Origin of the sequence: Chryseobacterium artocarpi, assembly GCF_001684975.1 — a bacterium.
Lineage (GTDB): Bacteria > Bacteroidota > Bacteroidia > Flavobacteriales > Weeksellaceae > Chryseobacterium > Chryseobacterium artocarpi.
The window spans coordinates 189009-212961 of sequence record NZ_MAYH01000023.1 but is presented as its reverse complement, the minus strand read 5'-3'; the positions used below and the strand labels follow the sequence as shown (position 1 = coordinate 212961).

21 protein-coding genes are annotated in these 23953 nt (G+C 33.7%); 8 read left to right on the top strand and 13 right to left on the bottom strand.

Annotated elements, in window-relative coordinates:
* Positions 1 to 6: 6 nt before the first annotated feature.
* Together BBI01_RS08945 and BBI01_RS08940 are read right to left on the bottom strand one after the other, a co-directional pair.
* Positions 7 to 3915, bottom strand: coding sequence for a response regulator (locus BBI01_RS08945; protein ID WP_065394337.1), 3909 nt, complete (start codon positions 3913 to 3915; stop codon positions 7 to 9).
* Positions 3916 to 4306: 391 nt separating this feature from the next.
* The gene (locus BBI01_RS08940) at positions 4307 to 4636 is read right to left on the bottom strand and encodes an SDR family oxidoreductase (protein ID WP_228393965.1); all 330 of its coding nucleotides are present in this window, start codon (positions 4634 to 4636) and stop codon (positions 4307 to 4309) included.
* 407 nt (positions 4637 to 5043) lie between these two features.
* Here BBI01_RS08940 and BBI01_RS08935 point away from each other — a divergent pair, with 407 nt between their 5' ends.
* The 3 genes from BBI01_RS08935 to BBI01_RS08925 all read left to right on the top strand — a co-directional run bounded on the left by BBI01_RS08935 (position 5044) and on the right by BBI01_RS08925 (position 7758).
* Entirely contained in the window at positions 5044 to 6036 is a 993-nt protein-coding gene (locus tag BBI01_RS08935; RefSeq protein WP_065394336.1) for an SDR family NAD(P)-dependent oxidoreductase, read from the top strand.
* A 53-nt stretch (positions 6037 to 6089) separates the two neighbouring features.
* On the top strand, positions 6090 to 6818 hold the full coding sequence (locus BBI01_RS08930) for an SDR family NAD(P)-dependent oxidoreductase (RefSeq protein ID WP_065394806.1): 729 nt from the start codon (positions 6090 to 6092) through the stop codon (positions 6816 to 6818).
* Between the two features lie 136 nt (positions 6819 to 6954).
* Complete coding sequence (locus BBI01_RS08925; protein ID WP_065394335.1) at positions 6955 to 7758, top strand: AraC family transcriptional regulator; 804 nt, start codon at positions 6955 to 6957, stop codon at positions 7756 to 7758.
* A 170-nt stretch (positions 7759 to 7928) separates the two neighbouring features.
* Here BBI01_RS08925 and BBI01_RS08920 read toward each other — a convergent pair whose 3' ends face one another.
* From BBI01_RS08920 to BBI01_RS08885, 7 genes are all read right to left on the bottom strand, one after another.
* The gene (locus BBI01_RS08920) at positions 7929 to 8261 is read right to left on the bottom strand and encodes a transposase (RefSeq protein WP_065394334.1); all 333 of its coding nucleotides are present in this window, start codon (positions 8259 to 8261) and stop codon (positions 7929 to 7931) included.
* Complete coding sequence (locus tag BBI01_RS08915; RefSeq protein WP_065394333.1) at positions 8237 to 8656, bottom strand: transposase; 420 nt, start codon at positions 8654 to 8656, stop codon at positions 8237 to 8239. The genes BBI01_RS08920 and BBI01_RS08915 overlap by 25 nt, the downstream gene beginning before the upstream one ends.
* A gap of 96 nt (positions 8657 to 8752) precedes the next feature.
* Positions 8753 to 11077 carry a hypothetical protein gene (locus tag BBI01_RS08910; RefSeq protein WP_123862119.1) on the bottom strand — a complete coding sequence of 775 codons (2325 nt, stop codon included), beginning with the start codon at positions 11075 to 11077 and terminating at the stop codon, positions 8753 to 8755.
* Positions 11078 to 11112: 35 nt separating this feature from the next.
* A complete protein-coding gene (locus BBI01_RS08905) occupies positions 11113 to 11643 on the bottom strand; it encodes a phage tail-like protein (RefSeq protein WP_065394331.1) in 531 nt (176 codons plus the stop codon).
* A gap of 1136 nt (positions 11644 to 12779) precedes the next feature.
* Positions 12780 to 14099: a helix-turn-helix transcriptional regulator gene (locus tag BBI01_RS08895; RefSeq protein WP_065394329.1), complete on the bottom strand. Its 1320-nt coding sequence runs from the start codon at positions 14097 to 14099 to the stop codon at positions 12780 to 12782.
* An 855-nt stretch (positions 14100 to 14954) separates the two neighbouring features.
* Positions 14955 to 15149 carry a cold-shock protein gene (locus BBI01_RS08890; RefSeq protein ID WP_065394328.1) on the bottom strand — a complete coding sequence of 65 codons (195 nt, stop codon included), beginning with the start codon at positions 15147 to 15149 and terminating at the stop codon, positions 14955 to 14957.
* 261 nt (positions 15150 to 15410) lie between these two features.
* Positions 15411 to 16202: a DEAD/DEAH box helicase gene (locus BBI01_RS08885; RefSeq protein ID WP_228393964.1), complete on the bottom strand. Its 792-nt coding sequence runs from the start codon at positions 16200 to 16202 to the stop codon at positions 15411 to 15413.
* A gap of 432 nt (positions 16203 to 16634) precedes the next feature.
* Here BBI01_RS08885 and BBI01_RS08880 point away from each other — a divergent pair, with 432 nt between their 5' ends.
* Complete coding sequence (locus BBI01_RS08880; protein WP_065394327.1) at positions 16635 to 17582, top strand: beta-1,6-N-acetylglucosaminyltransferase; 948 nt, start codon at positions 16635 to 16637, stop codon at positions 17580 to 17582.
* Here BBI01_RS08880 and BBI01_RS23060 read toward each other — a convergent pair.
* Positions 17554 to 17760: a hypothetical protein gene (locus tag BBI01_RS23060; protein WP_065394326.1), complete on the bottom strand. Its 207-nt coding sequence runs from the start codon at positions 17758 to 17760 to the stop codon at positions 17554 to 17556. The two genes, BBI01_RS08880 and BBI01_RS23060, sit on opposite strands and share 29 nt — an antisense overlap.
* A 296-nt stretch (positions 17761 to 18056) precedes the next feature.
* Here BBI01_RS23060 and BBI01_RS08870 point away from each other — a divergent pair, with 296 nt between their 5' ends.
* A complete protein-coding gene (locus BBI01_RS08870; RefSeq protein WP_065394325.1) occupies positions 18057 to 18557 on the top strand; it encodes a hypothetical protein in 501 nt (166 codons plus the stop codon).
* Between the two features lie 151 nt (positions 18558 to 18708).
* Here the strand turns inward: BBI01_RS08870 and BBI01_RS08865 are convergent, their stop codons facing one another.
* Positions 18709 to 19710: a phosphotransferase enzyme family protein gene (locus tag BBI01_RS08865; RefSeq protein ID WP_065394324.1), complete on the bottom strand. Its 1002-nt coding sequence runs from the start codon at positions 19708 to 19710 to the stop codon at positions 18709 to 18711.
* Positions 19711 to 19716: 6 nt separating this feature from the next.
* Positions 19717 to 20748: a threonine aldolase family protein gene (locus BBI01_RS08860; protein ID WP_065394323.1), complete on the bottom strand. Its 1032-nt coding sequence runs from the start codon at positions 20746 to 20748 to the stop codon at positions 19717 to 19719.
* An 85-nt stretch (positions 20749 to 20833) separates the two neighbouring features.
* Here BBI01_RS08860 and BBI01_RS08855 point away from each other — a divergent pair, with 85 nt between their 5' ends.
* Positions 20834 to 21487 carry a metal-dependent transcriptional regulator gene (locus BBI01_RS08855; RefSeq protein WP_065394322.1) on the top strand — a complete coding sequence of 218 codons (654 nt, stop codon included), beginning with the start codon at positions 20834 to 20836 and terminating at the stop codon, positions 21485 to 21487.
* 44 nt (positions 21488 to 21531) lie between these two features.
* Here BBI01_RS08855 and BBI01_RS08850 read toward each other — a convergent pair whose 3' ends face one another.
* Positions 21532 to 22440 (bottom strand): DMT family transporter, encoded by a 909-nt coding sequence (locus BBI01_RS08850; protein WP_065394321.1) that lies wholly within the window; start codon positions 22438 to 22440, stop codon positions 21532 to 21534.
* Between the two features lie 112 nt (positions 22441 to 22552).
* Between BBI01_RS08850 and BBI01_RS08845 the strand changes: the two genes are divergently transcribed.
* Positions 22553 to 23026, top strand: a complete 474-nt coding sequence (locus BBI01_RS08845) for an Lrp/AsnC family transcriptional regulator (protein ID WP_065394320.1) — start codon at positions 22553 to 22555, stop codon at positions 23024 to 23026.
* Positions 23027 to 23180: 154 nt separating this feature from the next.
* Entirely contained in the window at positions 23181 to 23900 is a 720-nt protein-coding gene (gene blaIND, locus BBI01_RS08840; RefSeq protein ID WP_065394319.1) for an IND family subclass B1 metallo-beta-lactamase, read from the top strand.
* Positions 23901 to 23953: the final 53 nt, after the last annotated feature.

Genomic DNA, 23953 nt, shown 5'->3' with positions numbered 1-23953 from the left:
AGTTTTTTATTGTATTAGATTTTTAATTAATTGTAATCCTGTTGTTATCTCGTGGATAATTTCTTCTTCCATGGAAACAAAATCCATGTCAGGATCTGCTTTATTTTCCCAGTTGGCAGTACATTCCGAAAGCTTCACCAATCCTGCTGTTCCTGCCGTTCCTTTGAGCTTGTGAAGAATCAATTTCAGATCAGCACTTTCTTTTTCTGCTGTGCTTTTTCTGATATTTTCTTCCGCCTGAGTAAGTTGATCTATTACAAGGTTCAAAAATATTTTTCTGAAATCCTCATCGTCATCACCTATTTGTTCATTCAGTAGATTTATATCAAGATAATTTTCCTTATGGGCAGAATCTTCAGCTGCGTTATTGTTTTCGTTAATGATATACTTTTTAAGCATCTCCAGCAGATCTGCCTGTCTTAAAGGTTTAGGCAGGAAGTCATTCATCCCGGAATCCAGACACTTTTCTTTCTCGCCCAGAACATTACCTGCCGTTACCCCAATAATCGGAACATTGGAATATTCCGGGAGTAAGCGGATTTGTTTGGTAGCTTCAAGACCATCCATTACCGGCATCTGAACATCCATTAAAATGATATTGAATGTTTTTTCTTTACACTGCAAAACCGCCTGAAGTCCATCCGTAGCTTCTGTAAGCTGTGCATCCGGAACCAGTGAACGCAGCATTTTATGATTAAGAACCATATTGACCGGATTATCATCTACGAGTAAAACCTTCGGTGCCTGCATCAGCATGGAAGTTTCCTTTTCCGGTTGTGTGATAGCGGTTATCTCCTTGTCAGTATTTTTTACCGTTCTTCTTAATGTTTTATAGAGTTCTTCAGACTTGATAGGCTTCAGCAGGAAATATGAATCGTTTTCCTGGCGGAAAGAATTAATAACATCGTGTTCCTCAGAAGACGTGTGAAGAATAATCAGAGGAGAAGATTCATTTTGTTTGTTGAACAGCTCTTTGATTTTTTCTATCGTTTCCAGCCCGGAAATAACAGGCATATGATAATCCATCAGAATGACATCAAAACGTTCTCCTGCAAGCAGTATCTGTAGCGCTTCCATTCCATTGGCGGCAAGCTTTGAGTCTATATTTTTATAGGCAAGCATGTGCTGAATAATAATCCTGTTCGCTTCATTATCATCTACAATAAGGACGTTATTTATTTTCAGGTCTTCATCCTTATGGTTCTCAGAAGTTTCATAAGGAACCTCTATGTCAAAATAGAAAACAGATCCTTTCTGTAGTTCGCTCGTCAATGACAGGCTGCTTCCCATATATTTCAGGATATTATTGGAAATGGTCAATCCGAGACCTGTTCCTCCATATCGTTTGCTAATAGAACTGTTTTCCTGGGTAAAGGCATTGAAAATATGCTGTTGTTTTTCCTTTGGAATACCAATTCCCGTATCTCTTACGGAAAATCTTAATTTGATATTCTTACCGTCCAGATTCAGTTGTTCTACTTTAAGTTCTATTTCTCCCTGTTCTGTAAATTTCACTGCATTTCCAAGGAGGTTTATTAAAATCTGTTTCAACCTTGATTCATCCAGCCAAATGGTTTCAGGAAGCCCCTGTTCTATATTCAACAGTAATTCTATATTTTTTTTCTGCGACTGGTAAAGGATGACATTGATCACCTGACTTACCATGTCATAAATATTAGATTTCTCAATGAGAAGATCCATTTTTCCAGATTCTACCTTAGAAAAATCAAGGATATCGTTGATGATATTCAATAAATTCTCTCCTGATTCATTGATATAATTGAGGTATTGAGTCTGTATATCATTCAATGGAGTTTTCAAAAGAAGATCAGAGAAACCGATAACACCATTTAGAGGAGTCCGAATTTCATGGCTCATATTGGCTAAGAATTCAGATTTTGCCTTGCTCGCAATATCTGCCATTTTCTTGGCATTTTTCAGTTCTTTATTGATTTTCACAGAGGCTGTAATATTCTGTGCAGAAACAATAATCCCGCCTATGATATTACTGGAAAGATACCATGGTGTAACCTCTACGCTGTAATGCTGAATAATTCCTTTACCCGGAACTTCGATGGCCATGTCTTCATTTTTGTAGGCCTTTCCTGCCAGTGCATCCTGATATATTTTTATTCTTTCATCCGGTACATTAGGTGAAATCTTAAATATATTTTCACCAATAAGCCTGATGTCGTTCATCTGAAACTCATCTTTCCAGCTTCTGCTTACAGAAAGATAATTAAGATCTTTATCAAACATGGCTACCGTAGAAGGTACATATTTTACAAAAGACTGCAGCATAGCCTCTTTTTTGGCCAGTTCCAGATAGATTTTTTTGAAGGTATCAATATTCTGAATAATTCCGTAAACCCTTGTGCATACGCCGTCTTCAAATTCCGGTATGCCTTTTACCCTTACCCAAATCATCACGCCGTCATTTTGTATAAGCTGTAATTCTTCATCGTAAGGAACACCTTCTTTTACAGCCTTTTCAAATAAACCTTCCAGCTTTTCACGGCTTTTTTCACTGTAAAAACCCAGTGCATTTTCAAAATCAGGCTGGAAATTTCTATCTATTTTATGAATTTCCCTGGTAGACTGTGACCAAAAAACGGTGTTGTTTTTCAGGTTGACCTCCCATCCTCCCACCTGGGCAACAGCACTTGTTTGCTCCAGCATCTTTTTTGTATGAACAAGATCTTTTTCCAAAGTTATTCTTTCAGTAACATTCAGTGCAGTACTCACAACATAAGGGTTCCCTTCTTTATTGATCTCCACAAGATTGTGATACATCCAGATCATTTCTTCACCTCCTTTTGTTTTCAGGATCATGGTTCCGAAATCTTCCTGATTTTTGTTGATTCTTTCGAGATATTGCTCAAGGAGAGTCCAATTTTTTTGAGGAACAAGGTCCTTTAGGTTCAATCTTTCTACCTCTTCAGCAGAATATTGCAAGGTTTCCCTACCTTTTTCGTTGACTGCAATGATATTTCCTCTCATATCATGCATACTCATCAAACCTATGGCATTTTCGAAAAAGCTTCTGAAGCGACGTTCAGAACTTTCCAGTTTAAGTTTTTCTTCAATGCGATGGGTGATATTAATTCCGAAACAAAAGATCTCTGAATGATTTTGATTGAGTTTTAAATACCATTCAATAATGATAGTTTGGGTATTATCTATGTTTGTTGATGTAGTAAATGTTACTTCTTCATCCGTATTGGAAAGGTTTTTGGACAGTAATTGGAGTTGAGAATTATGATTTCCTATCAGATCCATAAAATTCTGGTTAAGAATCTTACCCTTTTCCATTTGAAAGGCATTTTCAAAAGCCGGATTAATTTCTTTCAGTAAAAAATTTTTATCCAGAACACAGATCAGGTTATTGGAGATGGTAAAAGTTTGTTGAAAATACTCAGCCTCAATATTTTTCCTTTTTCCCATCAGGACTTTTGTGATTGCCTCTCCTATTTTTTTTAGGGTTGAAATCTGCTCGTCTGTGATTGTTTTAGGTTTATAATCGATAACACAGATGGTTCCTAATACGAATCCTTCATCATCAATAAGAGGTATTCCTGCATAAAACCGGATCCCACCAGCCAGAATAAGTGGATTATCAGATGATCTTTCATCTAATAGCGTATCATTGATAATTAGAATATCCCCACTTGCAATAGAATATTGGCATACTGTGCTTTTTCTGTCTACAAAATCAAGGGCAAGTCCCACACAGCTTTGGATGGTCTGGGTTTCGCTTTCCATCATAGCAATAAGCGATGCAGGACAGTCTGTCACCAAGCATGCTGTTTCTGCAAAGATGTCTAACTGGGGATCTTTTTCAAGATTTAAAAGATCAAAATACTCCAGTTTCTTAATTCTCTCTTCTTCATTCACAGGAATTGGATACTTTTTCATATACTATATCAACAATTAGAGACTTTTCATTTTTGATTATTAAAAAATGACAATCAAAGCATTAAAGCTAATATTTTAAATAATTTTAAGTACTTTAAATTATTATTTTAACAAGCAAACCAAAATACGAAATTATTTGTATTTGATTACAGTAAATTTTACAATAAACATATATACATGATTATTTCAAATGAATTTAGCTAAAGCATGTGTTTTAAAAGAATTAATTGGTATTATGAAAATAAAGAATATCACACCCAGTATGCTTCTTTGGGCGCTTAATGTATGCAGCTGTTAATGTTCCTTTCATAACTATTGTTTTTTTGTATCTTAATGAAAGATTAGCCCCACGTATATAAAAAAACTCGCAAAATGTGAGTTTTTTTATTACCTAGCATACAACATTAAATCGTGCGGTAACAAAAGAAACTATAGCGAAATAAGCTATTTTTAGCGATTCGGTACTGCTAAATTCAGTATTATAAGCCTTGGTTTCGTACATGGTTTTTACCTCATCGGTGCTGCCCTGGATTGTTCCTACCAAAGAATATCCGGCATTATTAAACACGACATCCAATCTTCCAAAATATTCATTGCCCTTATTCATAGCGTTTTGCACTTGTAAGGCGTTGGTTACATCCGCTTCAAGAACCAAAACCTGATCGCAGTACCTTTCTTTTAAGACTGCAATACTATTGATATTATGTGCTGTAGCAAACACTTTGTCTCATCGTTTCAAGGCGACTTCTGTCCATATTTTTCCAAATCCTCTTGAAGATCCTATAATGAAACAAACTTTTTCTTTCTGTCTATTTTCCATTTTTTACTTGTATTACTATGAATGCAAAGTTGCTTCTAAACAGATATACTTACGTTGCCGGAATGAGGATTATCTAACCAAAACAAAGAAAAATGAACTGCTGGTATTCAGAAACTGTTTTGTTCATCTTATGATTTAAATCTAAATATGCATGTTTAGTTTTAAACTGTTCGATTTTTAGACATTTGCAATAATTATTATAAAATCACCTGCCCTTTTGAACAAAGTTAATTAGACCTTTTGAACAAAGCAGAGCAGGTTAAGCTTCCCTAATTTTGTCTCAGTAATAACAATTAAACGTATTCAAAATGGAAAAGAATAATTATCAGGGAGCTCAACAACAACCAATCGGTTCAGGCTTTAATGCAAAATCAACAACTCATGATGTCATTCAAAACATTGATCTTACCGGAAAAGTAGCTATTGTCACAGGTGGCAATACTGGAATTGGACTGGAAACCACAAAAGTTCTCGCCGCAGCAGGAGCTACAGTAATCGTACCCGCACGTGATATTGAAAAGGCAAAGAAAAATCTGGGAGGAATTGCCAATGTTGAAATTGCTGAAATGGATTTAATGTCTCCCGCCTCTATTGATGCTTTTGCAGAAAATTTTATAGCATCAGAAAGACCTTTACATTTATTGATCAACAATGCAGGCATTATGTGGGTACCCCTCCGCAGAGATGAACGGGGTATAGAATCCCAGCTGGCGACCAACTATTTGGCCCTGTTTCAACTCACAGCCAGATTATGGACTGCATTAAAAAAAGCCAATGGAGCACGGGTTATTAATGTTTCTTCCCACGGTCATCATTTTGCGTCTTTTAATTTTGATGATCCTAATTTCCTGCATAGAGAATATGAAACTTTACAGGGTTATGGACAATCCAAGACAGCTGTCAATCTTTTTTCGATGGAACTGGATGTGCGAGGACAATCTTCCCATATCAGAAGCTATGCGGTACATCCCGGTTCTATTGGCGGAACAGAATTAGGCAGGGAAGCTCCACTGGAACTATTTCAAAAAATGGGTTTCGTGGATGCTGATGGCAATATGTTACCTGAAATAGCGGCATCCTTAAAAACCGTCCCACAAGGAGCTGCTACAACAGTTTGGTGCGCTACCAGTTCTTTACTTGAACAAATTGGTGGAGTCTACTGTGAGGATGGGGATATCGCAGTACTTTCATTAGATAGTACCAACCAGAAAGGAGTAAATCCCTATTCACTGGATGAAAACAATGCCAAGAAACTATGGAAGCTGACCGAAGAGATGACGGATATCCGCTTCAATCCGTAAATACTGATTATTCTCCGAATGTTTTATCTAACTCAGTCCTAAAAAGCAAAAAAATGAAAAATTTAAAAGGTAAAATAGCCGTTATTACCGGTGGCAACAGCGGTATTGGCTATGCCACAGCCAAGAAACTAAAAGAAAACGGTGCCCACATTATCATCACCGGAAGACGGAAAGAAGCTATTGAGAAAGCTACTGATGAATTGAATGCAACAGCAATGATGGCTGACCAGTCGAAATTAAATGATATAGAAAATCTGGTCAGTCAGGTAAAACAACAATTTGGAAAGGTTGATATCTTGCTTATCAACGCCGGTATTACAAAATTTTCCACCATTGAGCAGACAACGGAAAGTTTATTTGATGAAATCATGAATGTGAATTTTAAAGGAGCCTTTTTTACATTGAGTCGCTTTATTCCGTTACTTAATGATGGTGCTTCTGTCATTATGCTTTCTTCTACTTCTGCAACCATTTCGCCACAAAGTGCTTCTATATATGCCGCCAGTAAAGCTGCCATCAATGCAGTCGTAAAAATAGCGGCACTTGAACTGGCTTCGAGAAAAATACGCATTAACGCTGTAAGTCCAGGTCCCATAGCGACAGAAATCATGGATAAAATCGGTTTAAATGAAGAATTGGAAAATCATCTGATACAAAGCATTCCGATGGGAAGAATGGGAAAAGCAGAAGAAGTGGCTGATATGATCCATTATTTAACAAATGAAAATGCAGGTTTTCTAACCGGAGCCAATTTTCTGGTGGATGGCGGACAATCTATTTAGAACTAATGACAATCATAAAAGAGAGGCAAGATAGCTATTTTGCTTCTCTTCCATTACCTATGAACTTTTAAACAAAGTAAATGATGCTATTTCTTATCTTTACGTTATTGATTTCCTTCTTAAAAAAGCAAAAATCATGGAATACCAAGCCCGATACATTACCGACGATATAAAGCTTTCAAGCTACGAAGACAAGTTTTTCAAGTCGGACATTATGTTTGATGAGCATATGCTGGTCTGGTTTCTTTCAGGAGAAACCAAGATTGTACAGGCAGATGCTACCTATATATTTGGAAAGGGGGATATTTTTCTGATTCCCAGAAATCAGCTGGCTACTATTATTAATTATCCTAAAGACGGTGAACCCCACAAAACTGTGGTCATGCATTTATCGTTGGAAACATTAAGGAATTTTTATGCAGACAAGGATATAAATCCTCAACCCAAAAATTCACCTAAAATTTTTTGTTTCAATAATCACCCTCTGCTGGAAAGTTGTCTGGCATCGCTTATTCCCTATTTTGACATGAAGGATATCCCTGTGGATATTGCTTCCATTAAAATTACCGAAGCTATCAGTATTCTGAGAACCCTGAACCAGGAAATCGATCATGTGCTTGCTAATTTTGAAGAACCCGGAAAAATCAATCTTGTCGACTATATGGAAAAGAATTTTATGTTCAATCTCCCGCTGGAAAAATTTGGTTACCTCACGGGCAGAAGCCTTACCACCTTTAAGCGGGATTTCAAAAAGGCTTTCACCATGACTCCACAAAGGTGGTTGACTCATAAACGCTTGGAACTTGCCTATTATCAGATTACTGAAAAGAAAAAAAGACCATTGGATGTTTGCTATGAAGTAGGATTTGAAAACCTCTCCCATTTTTCATTTGCTTTCAAAAAGCAATTCGGGATTACACCGACCTCTTTAGTTCCTTAAATTTTTATAATCAAAACCAATCCCTGAACAATTGTTTGTAAGTATATCCAGAGCATTATCTCATCAAGGTATTCAACCAAAAAGAGTATATTCAAAATTTGAATATACTCTCTAAAAACTTAGAAAAAAGTAATAACAGAACTACTTTTTACTGTAAAATGCAAATTATTTTATTTTAAAAACATACGCTTCCATTTTGCTACGGAATTTCTGCTTAATTTAAAATGATTTGCTAATTGGGTATTATTTAATCTGTGTTTTTGTTGATATTCCAGCATCTCCAAAATTGCTTTTTCATCATAGGACTTATGCTTTTGATTTTCAGCAGAATTCTTATCAAATAACAAATTGTTAATTTTTAGAATATCAGATAACGAAAGGATATCTTTAGATAAAAAACATGCTACAATTTCCTTCTTTTCCGGGCATTTTACTGCTATAAAATCACTATAAATTCTTTTATAGTCGGGTTGGCAGACTACTTTTTGTATTTTATGATCCATTTGCTTAAAGTAGTTTTAGGAATTCTATATTCATTTATGATTTCTAAAGTGGTTTTCTTCTCAGTATCTATAAGTTCTACTATATAATTAATAATCTCCTTTGTATATAAGCTTTTTCTAAACTGAGGCATCTGCTTTTTATCATTTTTATTATTTACCCTCGCCACCGGAGCATACAAAATCAAATGGCTGGAATAGAGCCTAAAAAAATCATATTCAAGCAACTTACACCATCTTAAAAGAATATCTGTGTCTAATGTTTTCGCTGTATACATTTCTAGAATCTCTTTTTCTGTTGCCTTAAGAAATTTACATATCCGATTTATCTCTATGTTTTCTTCTTTTACTCTTTTATACAACAAATCTCCAATATGGATCTCTTTTAAATTTTCCATTTTATATTATCTATATAGAAGTCAGTAATGAGAAGACAGTAAATATAAGTTTCCTACTGAAAGCCTATTACTAATTGCGTTGGGTTAATATATTCCTTAGTCCGGACAAGCTTGTGTAGAAATACAGTGCCAAGCCATAGAGGTATCTCCTTCCTTAAGCGTGTACATCTTCATACATTTATTGGTCATATCATATACCAACATTCCCTCAATAAAATTAGCAACAGGTATTCCTACCGGATTTCCAGAAGTATTAAAATCGACCCTATTGGGAACAAATCCTTTGGTCTTGGATTCAAGAGCTATCCATCCCCCTTTTCTAATCATTGGCCAATTATCAGCATGACCAGCACCCGCTCTTCCTAATGATGTAATACCAAAGTTCGTATTTAAGGCAGGGTTTCCTGTTGTAGCCATAGCACCTGGTTTATAACAGGCTGTACATTGGTTAAAAGTAATAACTACTTCGTCCATGCTTGTACATGTTCCGGTAGTAACTTTCCAAGAAAATTTATAAGCTCCAAATACAGACAAGCCCGTTACAGCAGTATTATACAATGATGGATTTACAATAATCGGATCTGTGGCCCCAGCAGGTTTTGATATAAGTTCCCACTGTCCAGTGCTTGTTACTCCCGGATCATTACCCGCCAATGACACTGTGGTGTTACAAGAAACAGCTTTATCACTTCCGGCATTAGAATTAATCTGTTTTGACACAAATATGGAAAATGTACTTTCAAGAGCTGCTCCTGAGCATTCATATTCTTTTTCTAAGAAACGAGGATCGGTTCCTGGACCTGGTACTGCTTTTATTTTAAAAATGTATTCCCCCTGCGTATCCAGATTACTTATTACAGTTGAGGTATTGGTAAGTGTTCTTAAATTACCAGCTTCGTACGTAGGGTTTGCCGCTCCGGCAGGCTTAGAAACAAGGGTGAAATCATATCGACCATTAAAATCCTGAAAATAACTACTGTTAACGACCCCTTTGTATACCTCTGGCAGTGGTATTGTTGCTGTTACTACACCTGATCCAGGATAACATGTTGTCGTATTGGGTACTGATACATCTGAGCGATTACCGTCAGAAATATGAATATAATAGGCTTGTGTTGTATTACAAGTCCCATTTTGGGTATTTATACTAATTACATACGTTCCTACCTGCCATCCTCCAGCAGGCGGGGTTGCTACTATATTCCTATTCATTGTCCCTGCTCCATTTAAAGTTAGAATAGGGGCTCCTCCCGGTGGTGTAGTCCTTATATTGCTAATATTTGTTATAACAGATGCAGGATCTGCAGGATCAATCTTAAAATAGACGTTGATAGGCGTTGTTTTTCCTACATAATTGCAGTATACAGCACCGGCACTTCCCCCTGAACTGTACACCGCCATCTGTTCTGGGTACGAAGAATCAAGGAAATCTACATTTTTAGGTGATATACCATTATATGTATACGAAATCTGAGGGGTTGTATAAGTTCCATTCGCATTGGTGACTGTTACTGTAAATATATAAGTTCCTATCGCATTTACCCCATTGAAATATATTGCTCCTTCAAGTAATGATGAAAAAGAAATATTACCTCCCGCAGGCTGACTGATTACATTTAAACTTACAGTAGTTCCAAATGCAGGATTACCTGAAGAGCCTGGTGATGTCGTTGAAAATACTGGCGAAGTGCCCTCTAAATATATATAACGATCATTGCTTGCTGACTGATAGCAAAAATCATTCATCACTGGAATACTTATTTGTGGATTTGGAATGAATCTGACAACAGCATCATCTTCGTACCAACAGTTTGGATTATTGATCGAAGTAATCCTTAATACGGCACGATAAGCAGGATCAGTATCATGATTTGCCTTCTTTGTTAAAATAAGGGAAGGATTTGCTGTTGTATTATTTGACATTGTAGCATTCCGCGTTGTAATAATGCCATAATTTTCATAATTAATAATACTATAATAGGTCCAGGATGCGGTGTAGCCGGGTGGGATAACTCCTGCTAAAGTGGCAGTACCCGTTAAAGCCGATACATTTGTGATATCTGGTCCTGCCGTAAAAGTAGATACCTCTCCCGGAGCAGTTATAGTTACTTGTGATGTTACTGTTCCTGTTGTACAAGATTGAGAAATTTCAAAAACATAGTTTCCCGGCGAAGTCATCCCAGTCACGTTGGGTGTGTAGGTATTCGCTCCATTGATTACAGGATTGGGTGCTCCTGCTGGTTTTGATATCAACGTCCAGGTAGGAGTACTATTTCCGCTCCCTTCAACACTCCCCTGTAATGTATATGAGGTACCACAAATCGTTGCATTTCCTCCAGCATTGATACTACAGTCTTGGGCAAAAATCATTATATTACCCCAGGTGAGTAATATAAAAAGAAATAAATTCTTATTTTTCATCGTTTTTATTATAAAATTTTGAGATTATTCAGTATTTATGGTTTCCAGAAAGACCACATTTTTCCGTTATAAACAGCAAGCTGTTTTTTTACAGTATCATATACCATCATCCCGGGAGCCGGATCTATAATATTAAGATGCGGGCTTGTGACTTTTGGAAGAATCATAGCTTTATCTAAAGCTTCCAATACAAAAATCCCATTTGTAGCACCAGGTGTTCCAATGGTTGTTTTAGCCGTTGTATTTTCTGTTTTATCGGTCCCTTGAACAGATAAGCTTACAGTACCAATGGTAGCTATTGTTCCGTCATCTTCACTAAGATTCACCCATTGTCCGCTATTTTTCAGATATTTTACTTTATAATCTGTTGTATCGTAAATAATAGTACCTTCCTGAAGGATATTGCTTTTATTTTCTACGTAGGGTAAGATCAATCCCCTGTTCTCATCACTGGCAAACTCTATCGATACTGAGCTGTTAGAAACAGCCTGTTTCCCAATTGCTACCTGTGACTTTACAGCTACTGTTGTAAATACAGTAATCGTCATAATTAAACTTTTCTTCATTAGTGAGTATATTTATTATTAATGTATTGATGTTTTACACTACATATAGTGTGTATACTGCAATTCATCTTGAATCATTTGTGTAATTAGAATCTTCGTAAAACAGTGTTTAGAATTACAGTAAGTTTTTTTTCGTACCAGAAACACTCTACTTAAGGTCTTCGTTGTTTTTAAAAGGTCGAGAAGAAAAAACTCGCTTTCTGTCAGATGGGTTCTGGTATTTTTATTTGAAATGTGCAAGAATATATCTAACAACCATTTTAAATAAGATAATAAACTATGGAATAATTTAGGGTAGGAACTAAATCAGATATTAACTTATCTATTTCATAGAAGGTAAAGAAGCTGGAACTAATATTCTAATCTTTATAAAATCGGTAAAGTAAGCAGTGGCATACTTGAAGAGCTCCCGGTGAAGCTCTTTAAGAAAGAGTTTTTTTTCCATTTTAGTGAATTTTAAATAAGCTTTGCATTGTCTGAATTCTTTATAAAGTTTAAAGAAAATGAACATTTTAAATCTTGGCACAAAGGTAATATCTTCATCTAAAAATATACACACTGCACTTACACTGCAAAATTAAAAAACACTGAAAATCAAAAACATACAAACCGCCTAAAGTGTAAATGCAGTGCAAAAAAAATATCGATTTTCTCTTATTAACAATATAATGTAAAAACTCATTTTGATTTTCACCTATTATAATCAATAAAAAAAATGACAATACTATGACTTTTGAAATTATTAAAATAATATAATTTTACCTTCATTTTTAAAAGAGTTGCTTAGGAAATCGAAAGGAAATATTCTCAAGGTTGAGCATAATTCTAATTTGGAAAATGAAAAAAAAGAAATCTGGTAATAGAAGATTACCACAAGAGATGTGGGATAAAAGAAGCTTATTATTTTGGAAAAACTGTGTAGTAAGACAAATTACAGTAATATTTGACTTGGAGGTGTTTCAGAAATCACCGCGCTGTTAAGAATAAAAAATATAGAATACGAAAGCTTAAATTTGCTTTTATTTTATTATGAATAAGGGCTTAGATTATAAACCCAAGCCCCAATATTCTGACTAATACACTTCATAGTATAATTTGTCTTTTACTAAATTATTCTAAAGTGTATCTTAATAAAACTATTGATCACTTATCCATTTATTGAAGTCAGTGTTTGCAGGAAGACCTATTTTTTTTCGCAGTCTATATTTCTTTGATTCAACAGTACGTACAGACATATTACCATATTGGGCGATCTCTTTATTGGAAAAATTCAGTCTCACTAAAGCACAGAACTTTAAATCACCAGCATTAAGATCTGGATAACATTTAATTAGGCTATTATAAAAATCAGGATAAATTTCTTTAAATTTTACCATGAATAGATTATCTCCATTTATTGCAAGCTGTATAACTTCTTCGTAACTCGTATCTAATTTTTTTTCAAGAACATCGATATCTTTATTTTTTTTATCAATTAAAATGTCTTTGTATCTGTTATTTTTTTTATAAATACTAAATAATATAATACCTATTGTAATAACAATTAAAATAATAGCGATCGTTATATAGTGAAATTTCTTCTTTTCATCTTTTTCCTTCTCCTTTAGACATTTTTCTATCGTACTATTTAAAATACTTTTTTCGGCTTTATTTAGACTATCATTTAAAACAGTATATTTCTCAAGAAACTCCTTTTCATGATCTACTTCGTCCATAGACTTATAAGTCTCATATATTTCTTTATAGGTTTCTAACGATACTTTTTTCAAACCTAATTTCTGAGAAAGTTCTAATGACCGAAAAAAATAATCCAATGCCTTTTTATTATCCTTTCTTTCTACATACATTTTCCCAAAAGTTCTTAAAACAACGGCTTGTTGTCTTGCTGTACTTTTTTTATATAATTGTAATGCTTTATTAAGGTAATACTCTGTTGAATCTATTTTTTTACTATCTAAATTTCTCTCTGCAATTGCTACATACAGTTCAATTTCAGCACCTAACGCAAGGCTTTTACGTTCCATTTTAAAAACAGAATCTGTTAATTGCAATTGCATAAAATTCTTTCTTTTCCAGGTATAAATAAGATACTCTCGTTTTTTTCTTTCCTCTATATTAGACATATTAGCAGAAAACTGCAGTGCTTTATTAAGATTTTTATTTGATTGCTCATATAAACCTAATACTGAATAATTTCTAGCATAGAAAAAATATAATCTTGCATTCAATACCGGATCTTGATCTTTTTCTAATTTTTGCTTTGCAATATCAAGAAAATGCAAACTTTCCTTATTGTTGTTGAGTACAAATAATGAATTTACTATATTTAAGTAGCCTGTAATTATTCCCTTAGTATAATCCAGTTCTTCTGATTCTTTAATGAGCTTTTGTTCATTTAAAATAATACTTTTATAGTCCCCAATATCCTGCAATCTTGCATATTCTTTTAACTGCATACTGTCAATAAAACTTATTTTATTCCCTACTTGTGCAAATGAATATGAAAAGAATATCAAAAAGAAAAAAGAAAATATTCTATTGGGGTAAAAGTAAAAGTTCATAAATAATTATCTAAATAATGATAAAAAACAAAATAAATGTCATTTGACTAATTAAATTTTCCCTGATATATTTGCTTTTCTAATAAAATTTTGAGATTTATGCCAGAAATTTTCTTTATTGTAATAAAAAATATAGTAGTTATAATCAAGGATTACAGTATTACGGTTGGGACATAGAGATGTGTTTTCTTAATTTTTGCAAAGATACATTTGTAATCTTATCAACACAAACTTCCACCCTCTCAAAATAATAGATTTAGGGTATTTTTATTTCAATTAAAATCGATAGACTATGATAGTAAGCGTATTTATAATCTACCTTCAAATCCCCTCCCTCTCTTCATACTCTGCTTCTCCTTCCACACATTCTTAGAAAAAAATTCAAACTTTCCTATATTCTTATCGAACTTCCTTCTTATACCTTTCCATTCTTATTCGTCATATAGGTCAATTTCTAAGCCACCAGTTTCTTTCTTCTAAATACGGATATTCAATAAAATTGTTAATAATAATCATGATTGAATGTCTTAGTATGTAAGCTGATGAGAATCATTTCTTGAAAAACCTCTCACAGTATGTGAGAGGTAAATGAACATTATGAAAATAAAAAGTAATTAAACTTACACTAATGTTCTTTCAAACAATATACTCAAACTCCAAAGGTTACTGGACTTTGAATTGTAAAAAAATAAAAAATATAATACTGAAATTGAAAATAATATCTATTTCAAACAGATAATTAGAGATTAATTACGCCAATTTTACATTCACCGCATTTAACCCTTTATCACTCTTTTGTACATCAAAAACGACTTTATCATTTTCACGGATTGCGCTTGTGCTTAATCCTGATGAATGTACAAATATATCCTTACTCCCATCTATAGGAGAAATAAATCCGAAGCCTTTCGCTTCATTGAAAAATTTTACTGTGCCTTGTTGCATTGTAATTATTATTAAAAAAAATTATTTATTATTTTTCTGTAAACGCTACAGATTTTATTTATAAAATGATCTGACCTTTCATCTGTATCACAAAATGAAATAGCAATACCTTTCATTGCTGTCCTACTGATCCGGTGGACATAAAAATTTCCGGAATATTAGGAAACTCTTAGTTTACTGCATGAGGAAGAGCATGAATTTCATACTGTCTTGCCGTGTAAGATTTGTATTAATGAATTGATACGGTAAAAATTCCTACCCTTACAATTCCTGTACAAAGTTATTGGCAGTATGTTTAGTACGGCTAAAAATTAGTGAACGCCTTATATTTTCATTTTGTAATAAATCAATTAGTAAACCTGTCTTATCTCTATTTTTCTCAAAATAAACGGGTTCTTTCATCGTTTGTAACGTTGAAGATAAAGAAGTGATAGTAATCTCTATAGGGTTATTCAGAATTGATTCTGCAAATTTCTTCACACTTTTAGGCAATGTAGCAGAAAAAAACAATGTCTGTCTTTTCTGAGGAATTAGTTTTAAAATTTTTTTGACATCATTGACAAATCTCATATTCAATATTCTGTCTGCTTCATCAAAAACAAGTATTTCTATTTTAGAAAGATCAATATGTCTTGTATTGTCCAAATCCAGCAATCTGTCAGGTGTAGCCACAAGAATATCTACTCTTTTTCTAAGGGCGGCAAGCTGACCTCCTGCTAAAACTCCTCCATAAATAGAAAGCTGTGATAAAGGTAAGTATTTGCTGTAAACATCAAAATTCTCTTCAATCCGTATTGCTGCCTCACGAGTCGGCGTAAGTATTAATGTTCTTATTTCTTTATGTTCAGGAGTATATTTTTTTAACAGCTGCAGGATAGGCATTACAAAGGCTGCCGTTTTACCAGTCCCTGTCTGAGCACATCCTATAATATCTTTCCCGGCAAGAATATGTGGTATAGCCGAATACTGTATTTCAGTTGGTTTGGAATATCCCGATTCTGTAACAGCACGGATAATTGGATTAATTAAATTTAAACTTTTAAAACTCATCATAATTTTCAGATTTCCCGATATTTTGTAAGCAAATTCACTTTTCAGAATTTGAATTGTTGTACGGTAGGACAAGTAAAGAACTTCTTCCCTCATTACTTTCACTTGCTTAACTTAATATAAATCAAATAATTATTATTGATAAGCCAGCAATAACATATCATTCTAAGATGAAAAAATTCATATAGCATTTCATATTAGAAACCCGATCGATAATTGGGCGGCTGAAAAAGCAAAGACTAAAAGAAAAAATTGTGAGTTTAAACTATTACAGAATAGCAAAGGCAGAAACCTGTTTTATAAATGCTTTGCAAATGTACAATAAAATAACTGGACCACAGCTAATTTAATCAATTGATTATCAAAAATATATTCGTAGCTTACGCAAATAAACTGAATTGTTTGCCTGTGCGGATGATTTTAAATTTCACTCCCATGCAAACTTCACTTCCTACACCTCGAACTTATTCTCAAACTTTAGATCTGCATTCTGCTTCGCAGGTAAGGATTGCTTATTTTATTATGATTCATCATAAACCTGATGTATTTAAAGAAATGTTTCAGAAAATTTATACCAGGGATCAATTTTATCTCATCCATATTGACCGAAATGCAAAAGCAGAATTTACGGAAGAAATACAATTATATTTAATACACTTTCCCAATGTATATATTTTGGAAAGCATGAATATTATAGCCGAGGGCTTTAGTATGATTCAGGCTGAACTTAATGCAATGGAATATCTTTTGAATGTTAGTAATGACTGGGAGTATTTTATCAATCTAAGTGGTGAAGATTCCCCCCTCAAATCACAAAATACTATACGTAAATTTCTAACTGTTAATAATGGAAGAAATTATATTTTTTATTATGATCAGAAGTTTTACAGACCAGATACACTTCAAAGAATACAAAATCACTTTACAGAGCTGACCCACAAAATCTCTTCATTAATATATAGAAGAGAGTTTATGAAGGGCGTTATCCCTCATATTGGTGGAAAATGGTTTATTTTTACAAGAGAAACCTGTGTTTTCCTTACGAATAATAAGAGGGTAATGGATTTTGAAGATTATTATTTACATACTCTTTTACCGTCCGAATCTTTTTTCCAGACAGTTCTACTCAATACAGACTTTAATGACATTATTGTGAATGATGACAAAAGAGCAGTCATCGAAAAAACTTTCTTTAATAAAGAGCAATATGTTGATAATTTCATCGAAATTCTAAAATCTTCCAATAATCTATTTATTAGAAAACTAAATGATAAAACAGATAAAAATATTTTAAAATATATAAATGATAGTTTCCTGCTTCCATTACCGGAAATTGATGAGGTCGAACGAGAACTTAGGAGAGATAATCGTCAGAGTAATTGATTAAAAAAATATCAAAATTTGTAAAAAATGTATTAATATTCTTTTTTCCCGTAGCATGCTGTTGTATGATCCATGCTACGGAATCATTATGATTCCTGTAAAGATTTAATAAAACTCCATTAAACTGATAACCAAACTCTTTCTCAATCCTTTCCTTTATAGCAAAAAGTTCCGGCATCCATGGATTTGTGGGGTTCTTCTCTTCTTCACACTTATCATATTTGGGATTCCATACCAGGCAGGCGGCAATCCGATTTCATGAGACTGCGGATAAGGCTTTCTATAAGTCATGCTTACATCTTCTCAGATCTGCCTGTGAATATCATATTGTTTTTCTTTATCATAAGCATACCTTGGATCAGGGATCATGGGGAATTTTATCCATATTTACATTTTTCTGAGGGTTCAAGACTTTAATATATAAATACTATTGTTAATTTAGCAGTATAAAATTTAGTTATAATAATTAAGTATATGAAAAAATTAATATTATTAGGTACTGTTTCAGCTTTTCTGATCAATTGTAATAAAAAGACGGAAGCTCCTGCTACTAAAGTTGAAGCTGATACCATTACGGTAGAAGAACCTGTGATAGATACATTAGGTCCAAAATCATACTGTTATGTAGGAGTTACAGGAAAAGACAGTGTTTTTGCTTCTATTGATGATAACCTTGGAACAGTTACAGGAAAATTAATATATAAAAACAGTGAAAAAGACAGCTCAAAAGGTGATATTACAGGCTTCAAGTCCGGGGATACTTTAAAACTGACTTATGAATTCACTTCTGAAGGCAAGAAAAGTAAAAGAGATATTTATTTCCTACAGAAAGACAATGCTTTAACGGAAGGAATTGGAGATCACAAAGAAGAAGACGGACAATCTAAGTATGCTGATGAAAAGAAAATCAGTTATAAAGATGGGGCAAAATTAAGTACTGCCGACTGTAAAGTTGTAGCAAAAGCCGTAAAATAAATCAGTATATTATTTAAATAAAAATGCTGTTCTCAATATTTGGGAACAGCATTTTGTTTTTATAAAGTTTCAAAATTAAAAGCTTAAACATTCGCAAAATCTGTTTAATCTGCAAGAAATTTATTTCATCAGATAAAAATTTGAAGCTCAATTAAACAATTTCTTTCTCCCAATATTTTTCTACAATATTTCGCATAATGCCAACAAATGATTTCACGTGTGGAAGCTGGCTGAAAACCTGAAACTGATCATGAGTAGTATGAAAATTCATATAGAAAAGCCAAAATCCAATTGAAAGATAAGGTATAGAAGCAAGTTCCTGCGAACTCACAGAACGATATTCAAGATATCCATTCAGAAAAATTTGATAAGCTTTCTGAAACTCTTCATAAGTCATTCTTCCTGCATATACATCCAATGTTAAATAGATCCAAAAAGTCATAATATCATTCACCAGCCAGCCATATCCCATAAAATCAAAATCGAAAAGAGTAACAGAATCATTGTCAAAATGAAAATTCTTAGGTAGAAAATCAAAATGACAATACCCTTTTGAAAAAGCTGACGTTTCAAATTTTGCTAACTTTTGCTCTATCTCAACAGCAATATTTTGTAGCCATTCGTAATCTTCCGGATTTTCTGTAAAGACCGACTTTAATCTTTCCAAAGGCTTAAAAACAGTGGTTTGAAAATCAAAATTCCACCGTTCATATTCTACTTTAAAATGAGAAGAAACATTATGAAAGCGAGCCATTTCATTTCCCAAAGCATGAAGTTGTTTATCATTCATGAATTTGGCAACACGACCTTCAGCAAAAGAAAACAAGACACCGTGCCTTATTCCTTCGATTGCTTCCAATTCTAGAATAATATCTCCTGATAAATCTGCAATTGGATATGACACAGAGACATTAGCTTCTTTTAATGCCAATAATAGCCTTACTTCCTCTTTAATATGACCAAAACTTCGATGAGAAGAACGATAAATACGAAATATAAAATTTCTCTCTTCCGACTCTATTCTATAAGTATCGCCCACTCCTCTCACTAAAAGCTTACATTGAACATTTTTCAGCCCATATTTTTCAGCAATAAGTATAGATAAAGCAGTAGGACAAAGCGTTGAATAAATTGCGGGAAAAATATATTTCATATTATTTTATAATTTTTTTCTAATAATTTCACTAAAACGATCTACAGCTTCATCTCCAGTACTCCAGGAAGTAATAAGACGAATGGCAGAAAATTCTTCATCTATTTTTTTCCAAACATAAAATTCAAAACTTTCTGATAAAACTTGAATAAGCTCATTGCTTAGAATCGGGAAAATCTGGTTGGTGTAAGTATCTGAAAGAAATTTGACTCCCTTTTCCTTCAAAGTATTTTTAATCTTCATTGCCTGCTGATTCGCATGTTTTGCCAAATCAAAATACAGATCATTTTTCATCAATTCCATAAACTGAATTCCCAGCAATCTTCCTTTTGCCAATAAAGCTCCTTTCTGTTTGATATTGAATCCAAAATCTTCCTGAAGATCAGGATTATTAATAACAACTGCCTCTCCTATCAAAGCCCCGTTTTTCGTACCTCCAAGATAAAATACATCGGTAAGCTCTGCTATCCTTTCCAATGTAAGATCACTGATTTCAGAAGTAAGCCCATGCCCCAACCTTGCCCCATCCATAAATAGATACAGACGGTTTTGTTTACAGAATTCTGAAAGTTCTTCCAGCTCTTTTGCTTTATAAATCGTTCCCAATTCTGTAGAATTAGAAATATAAACCAACTTCGGCATTACCTGATGTGGTACATTTTTATGACTTTCCAATACAGGAATAATGTCTGATGGTTTTAATTTTCCATCTTCGGTTTCAATACTTAAAATCTTATGTCCGGTTGCTTCAATCGCTCCTGTTTCATTATTCAGAATATGTCCTGTGGATGCTGAAATAGCACATTGATAAGGTTTTAGAATAGAAGAAATCACAATTAGATTTGCCTGTGTGCCTCCGGAAACAAGATAAACATCAGAATCTTTCTTATTGATTCTTGCCTTTATTAGCTCTTTAGCTTTTAAAGAATACTCGTCATCTCCATAGCCAGCCTGCTGATCAAGATTATATTGTAAAAGTGCTTGTAAAATATTCGGGTGACAACCCTCAGAATAGTCGTTTTTGAATGAAAATTTCATAGAGTAAAATTAAAAAAAGTTAAAATAACAAGAGTAAACTTTCCATATTATTTTGTTAGATTTGTATAGAAAATCATCTAACATTTTGAAAACAACCCTAACAGAAGAAAATTACCTGAAAGCTTTGTTTCACTTAGTTGACAATGAAGGAAAGGTTACGATTAACGAACTCAGCAAATTTTTAAATGTAAAAATGCCTAGCGTTAATAATATGATGAAAAAATTCGCGGAAAAAAAATGGGTCATCTATGAGACTTATAAACCGCTGATTGTCACAGAAAACGGAAGACGCGAAGCGGCATTAGTTGTTCGTAAACATAGACTTACCGAAATGTTTCTGGTTAAAAAAATGAATTTCGGCTGGGAAAATGTTCATGAAATTGCGGAACAGCTTGAGCACGTTCATTCTCAGGTTTTCTTTGATAAAATGGACGAAATTCTTGATTATCCTAAATTTGATCCTCACGGAGAGCCTATTCCTGATAAGGATGGAAATATTATTGCTCAGGATTTACAGAAATTAAGTAGCTGCGAAGTGGGAGAAACCGTTGTTTTTGCTTCTGTTACTCTTTCTGACGATGCTTTTTTAAGTTATTTGAATGAAAGAAAACTTCTTCTTAATACCAAAGTAAAGATTACTAAAATTGAAAGTTTTGACAAATCAATGACTATAGAGATTGGTGGGGAAAAGGAAATTCTAAGTAAAAAAGCCACTGAAAAAATACTGGTAAAGAAATAAAAAACAGTGATTTTCACTGTTTTTTATTTCTTTATATATTAATTTCAATGCTCTTCTATAGGTTTTACCTTTTTTGTTTTTATACTCAGTAAAAAAACAGTTGATATAATAAAAAGGCTCCCCACCCAATCTACAGGAGAATAAGAAACATTAAGCCACAACACAGCTAAGATGGTTGCTGAAAGAGGTTCCATGGAAGCAAGAAGGCTTGTTTTCTGCCCACCAATAATCTTCACCGCTGATAAATAAGCATAAAATGCAACTAAGGTACCCAAAATAACAATAAAAGCTGTATATCCCAATGCCTGTAAATCCCACGTACCTTCTACCTGCCAAGGAGCTTTTACAAAGCTGAACACAATACCACCACATAACATTCCCCATCCAATTACCAAAGAAGATTTATATTTTGAAAGAAGCTTTACTGGCTGTAGTGTATAAATAGCCAAAGATACGGCAGATGCCAAACCAAAAAACAAAGCAGCTCCGGAAATTGATAAACTTGAAATATCTCCATGAGTGACAAGTAATACTGTTCCCAATACCGCCAGAACAATAGCTATTATTTCCAATAAAACAGGAACTCTTTTATTTTTAAAAGCAAGATATATGGCAATAATTACAGGTCCTGCATACTGCAAAACTGTAGCAGTTGCAGCATTGGAATGCTTTATGGCTGCAAAATAAGTATACTGAACAGCCAACATCCCTGTTATGCTGAAAATAATAAGCTGTACAGCATCCTTTTTATTTTTCCAGATCTCAAAAAGATCTGATTTTTCACCAAATTTTGCAAAAAAAAGCAGAAAAAAACCTGAGATAAGCAGCCTCATTGTAATCATCCATTCAATATTAATCCCTCGTTGCTGAAAGAGAAACTGGGCAAAGGTTCCGGAGATTCCCCAAAATAACGCTGCCAAAACAGCTAAACAAAATCCTTTTACAATATTCATAAGTTCAAACAGTATTTAAAATGCAAAATTGCATCAAATACCTTTTGCTTTTTAATGAAATTTGAGTAATTATTTGCAATTTTGTTTCATAAATCTATTAATTTTCAAAAAAATGAATGAACTGGATCATTTTGATATTTCAATCCTCAAGATACTACAGAAAAATAATCTTACTCCACAACGTGATATTGGAGACTCTATTGGTTTATCTGCTGCTGCTGTTCAGAGACGTATCAAAAGAATGCGTGAAACGGAAGTTATAAAAGCCGATGTATCTGTTATTGATACAGAAAAGCTTAGTCATTCGGTGACCCTTATTGTAGAAGTCTTTTTGGAAAGAGATAAAATACATCTTATTGATGAAGCTCAGGCATTATTCACTTCTGCTCCCGAAGTACAGCAATGTTACTACGTAACCGGTGAATCCGATTTTGTTTTGATCATTTTTGTTCCCTCTATGAAAGAATACGAAATTCTGACCCGCAGAATATTTTACAGTAATGAAAATATTAAGCATTTTAGAACCTTAGTTACTATGAATACGGTAAAATCAGGACTTGATATTCCTTTGGATCTATTATTATGATTATCACTACAACGCTAACTTAATTCGTTAAAAAACGGTTAAATTCTGTCTTAAAAAGATTGTGTTGCTTTAAAATGATTAGGTTTGCAAAATATTCTGTGGAGGTATCACATCTCCTATAAGTCCTAAACTTTAACTATTACCTTTAAAAATTATGAAAAAAAGAATTCAGTTCTTTATGGTTTCGATGATGCTTACCCCAATGTTTAATGCTCAGGTAAAAGATTTTGTAATAGAACCACCCATCAGCAAGAATTTACATATTTATAAAACTTTTGGAGTATTCGGAGGAAAAGAATATTCTGCCAACTCTGTTTATCTTGTCACAAAGAAAGGAGTGGTCCTGTTTGATGTTCCTTGGGAAAAAGTTCAATATCAAAGTCTCATGGACACGATACAAAAACGTCATAACTTACCTGTTGTTGCAGTATTCGCTACCCATTCTCATGATGACAGAGCCGGAGATTTAAGCTTCTTTAACAAAAAAGGGATTAAAACCTATGCAACAGCAAAAACCAATGAATTATTGAAAAAAGACGGTAAAGCCGTATCCAACAATATTATAAAAACAGGAAAGACTTATCGTATAGGCGGTGAAGAATTTGTGGTTGATTTTCTTGGAGAAGGACATACGGTAGATAATGTAGTGGTATGGTTTCCAAAATATAAAGTACTGGATGGTGGCTGTCTTGTAAAAAGTACTTCTGCAACAGATTTAGGATATATCAAGGAAGCAAACGTGGAACAATGGCCACAAACCATGAATGCCCTAAAATCCAAATACTCTCAGGCAACCTTAATCATTCCGGGACATGACGAATGGAAAGGTGGCGGACACGTAGAACATACCTTAGAACTTTTGAATAAAAAATAATTTTATAATATCTCAATAAAAAAATCCCGAATTTTCATTCGGGATTTATATTT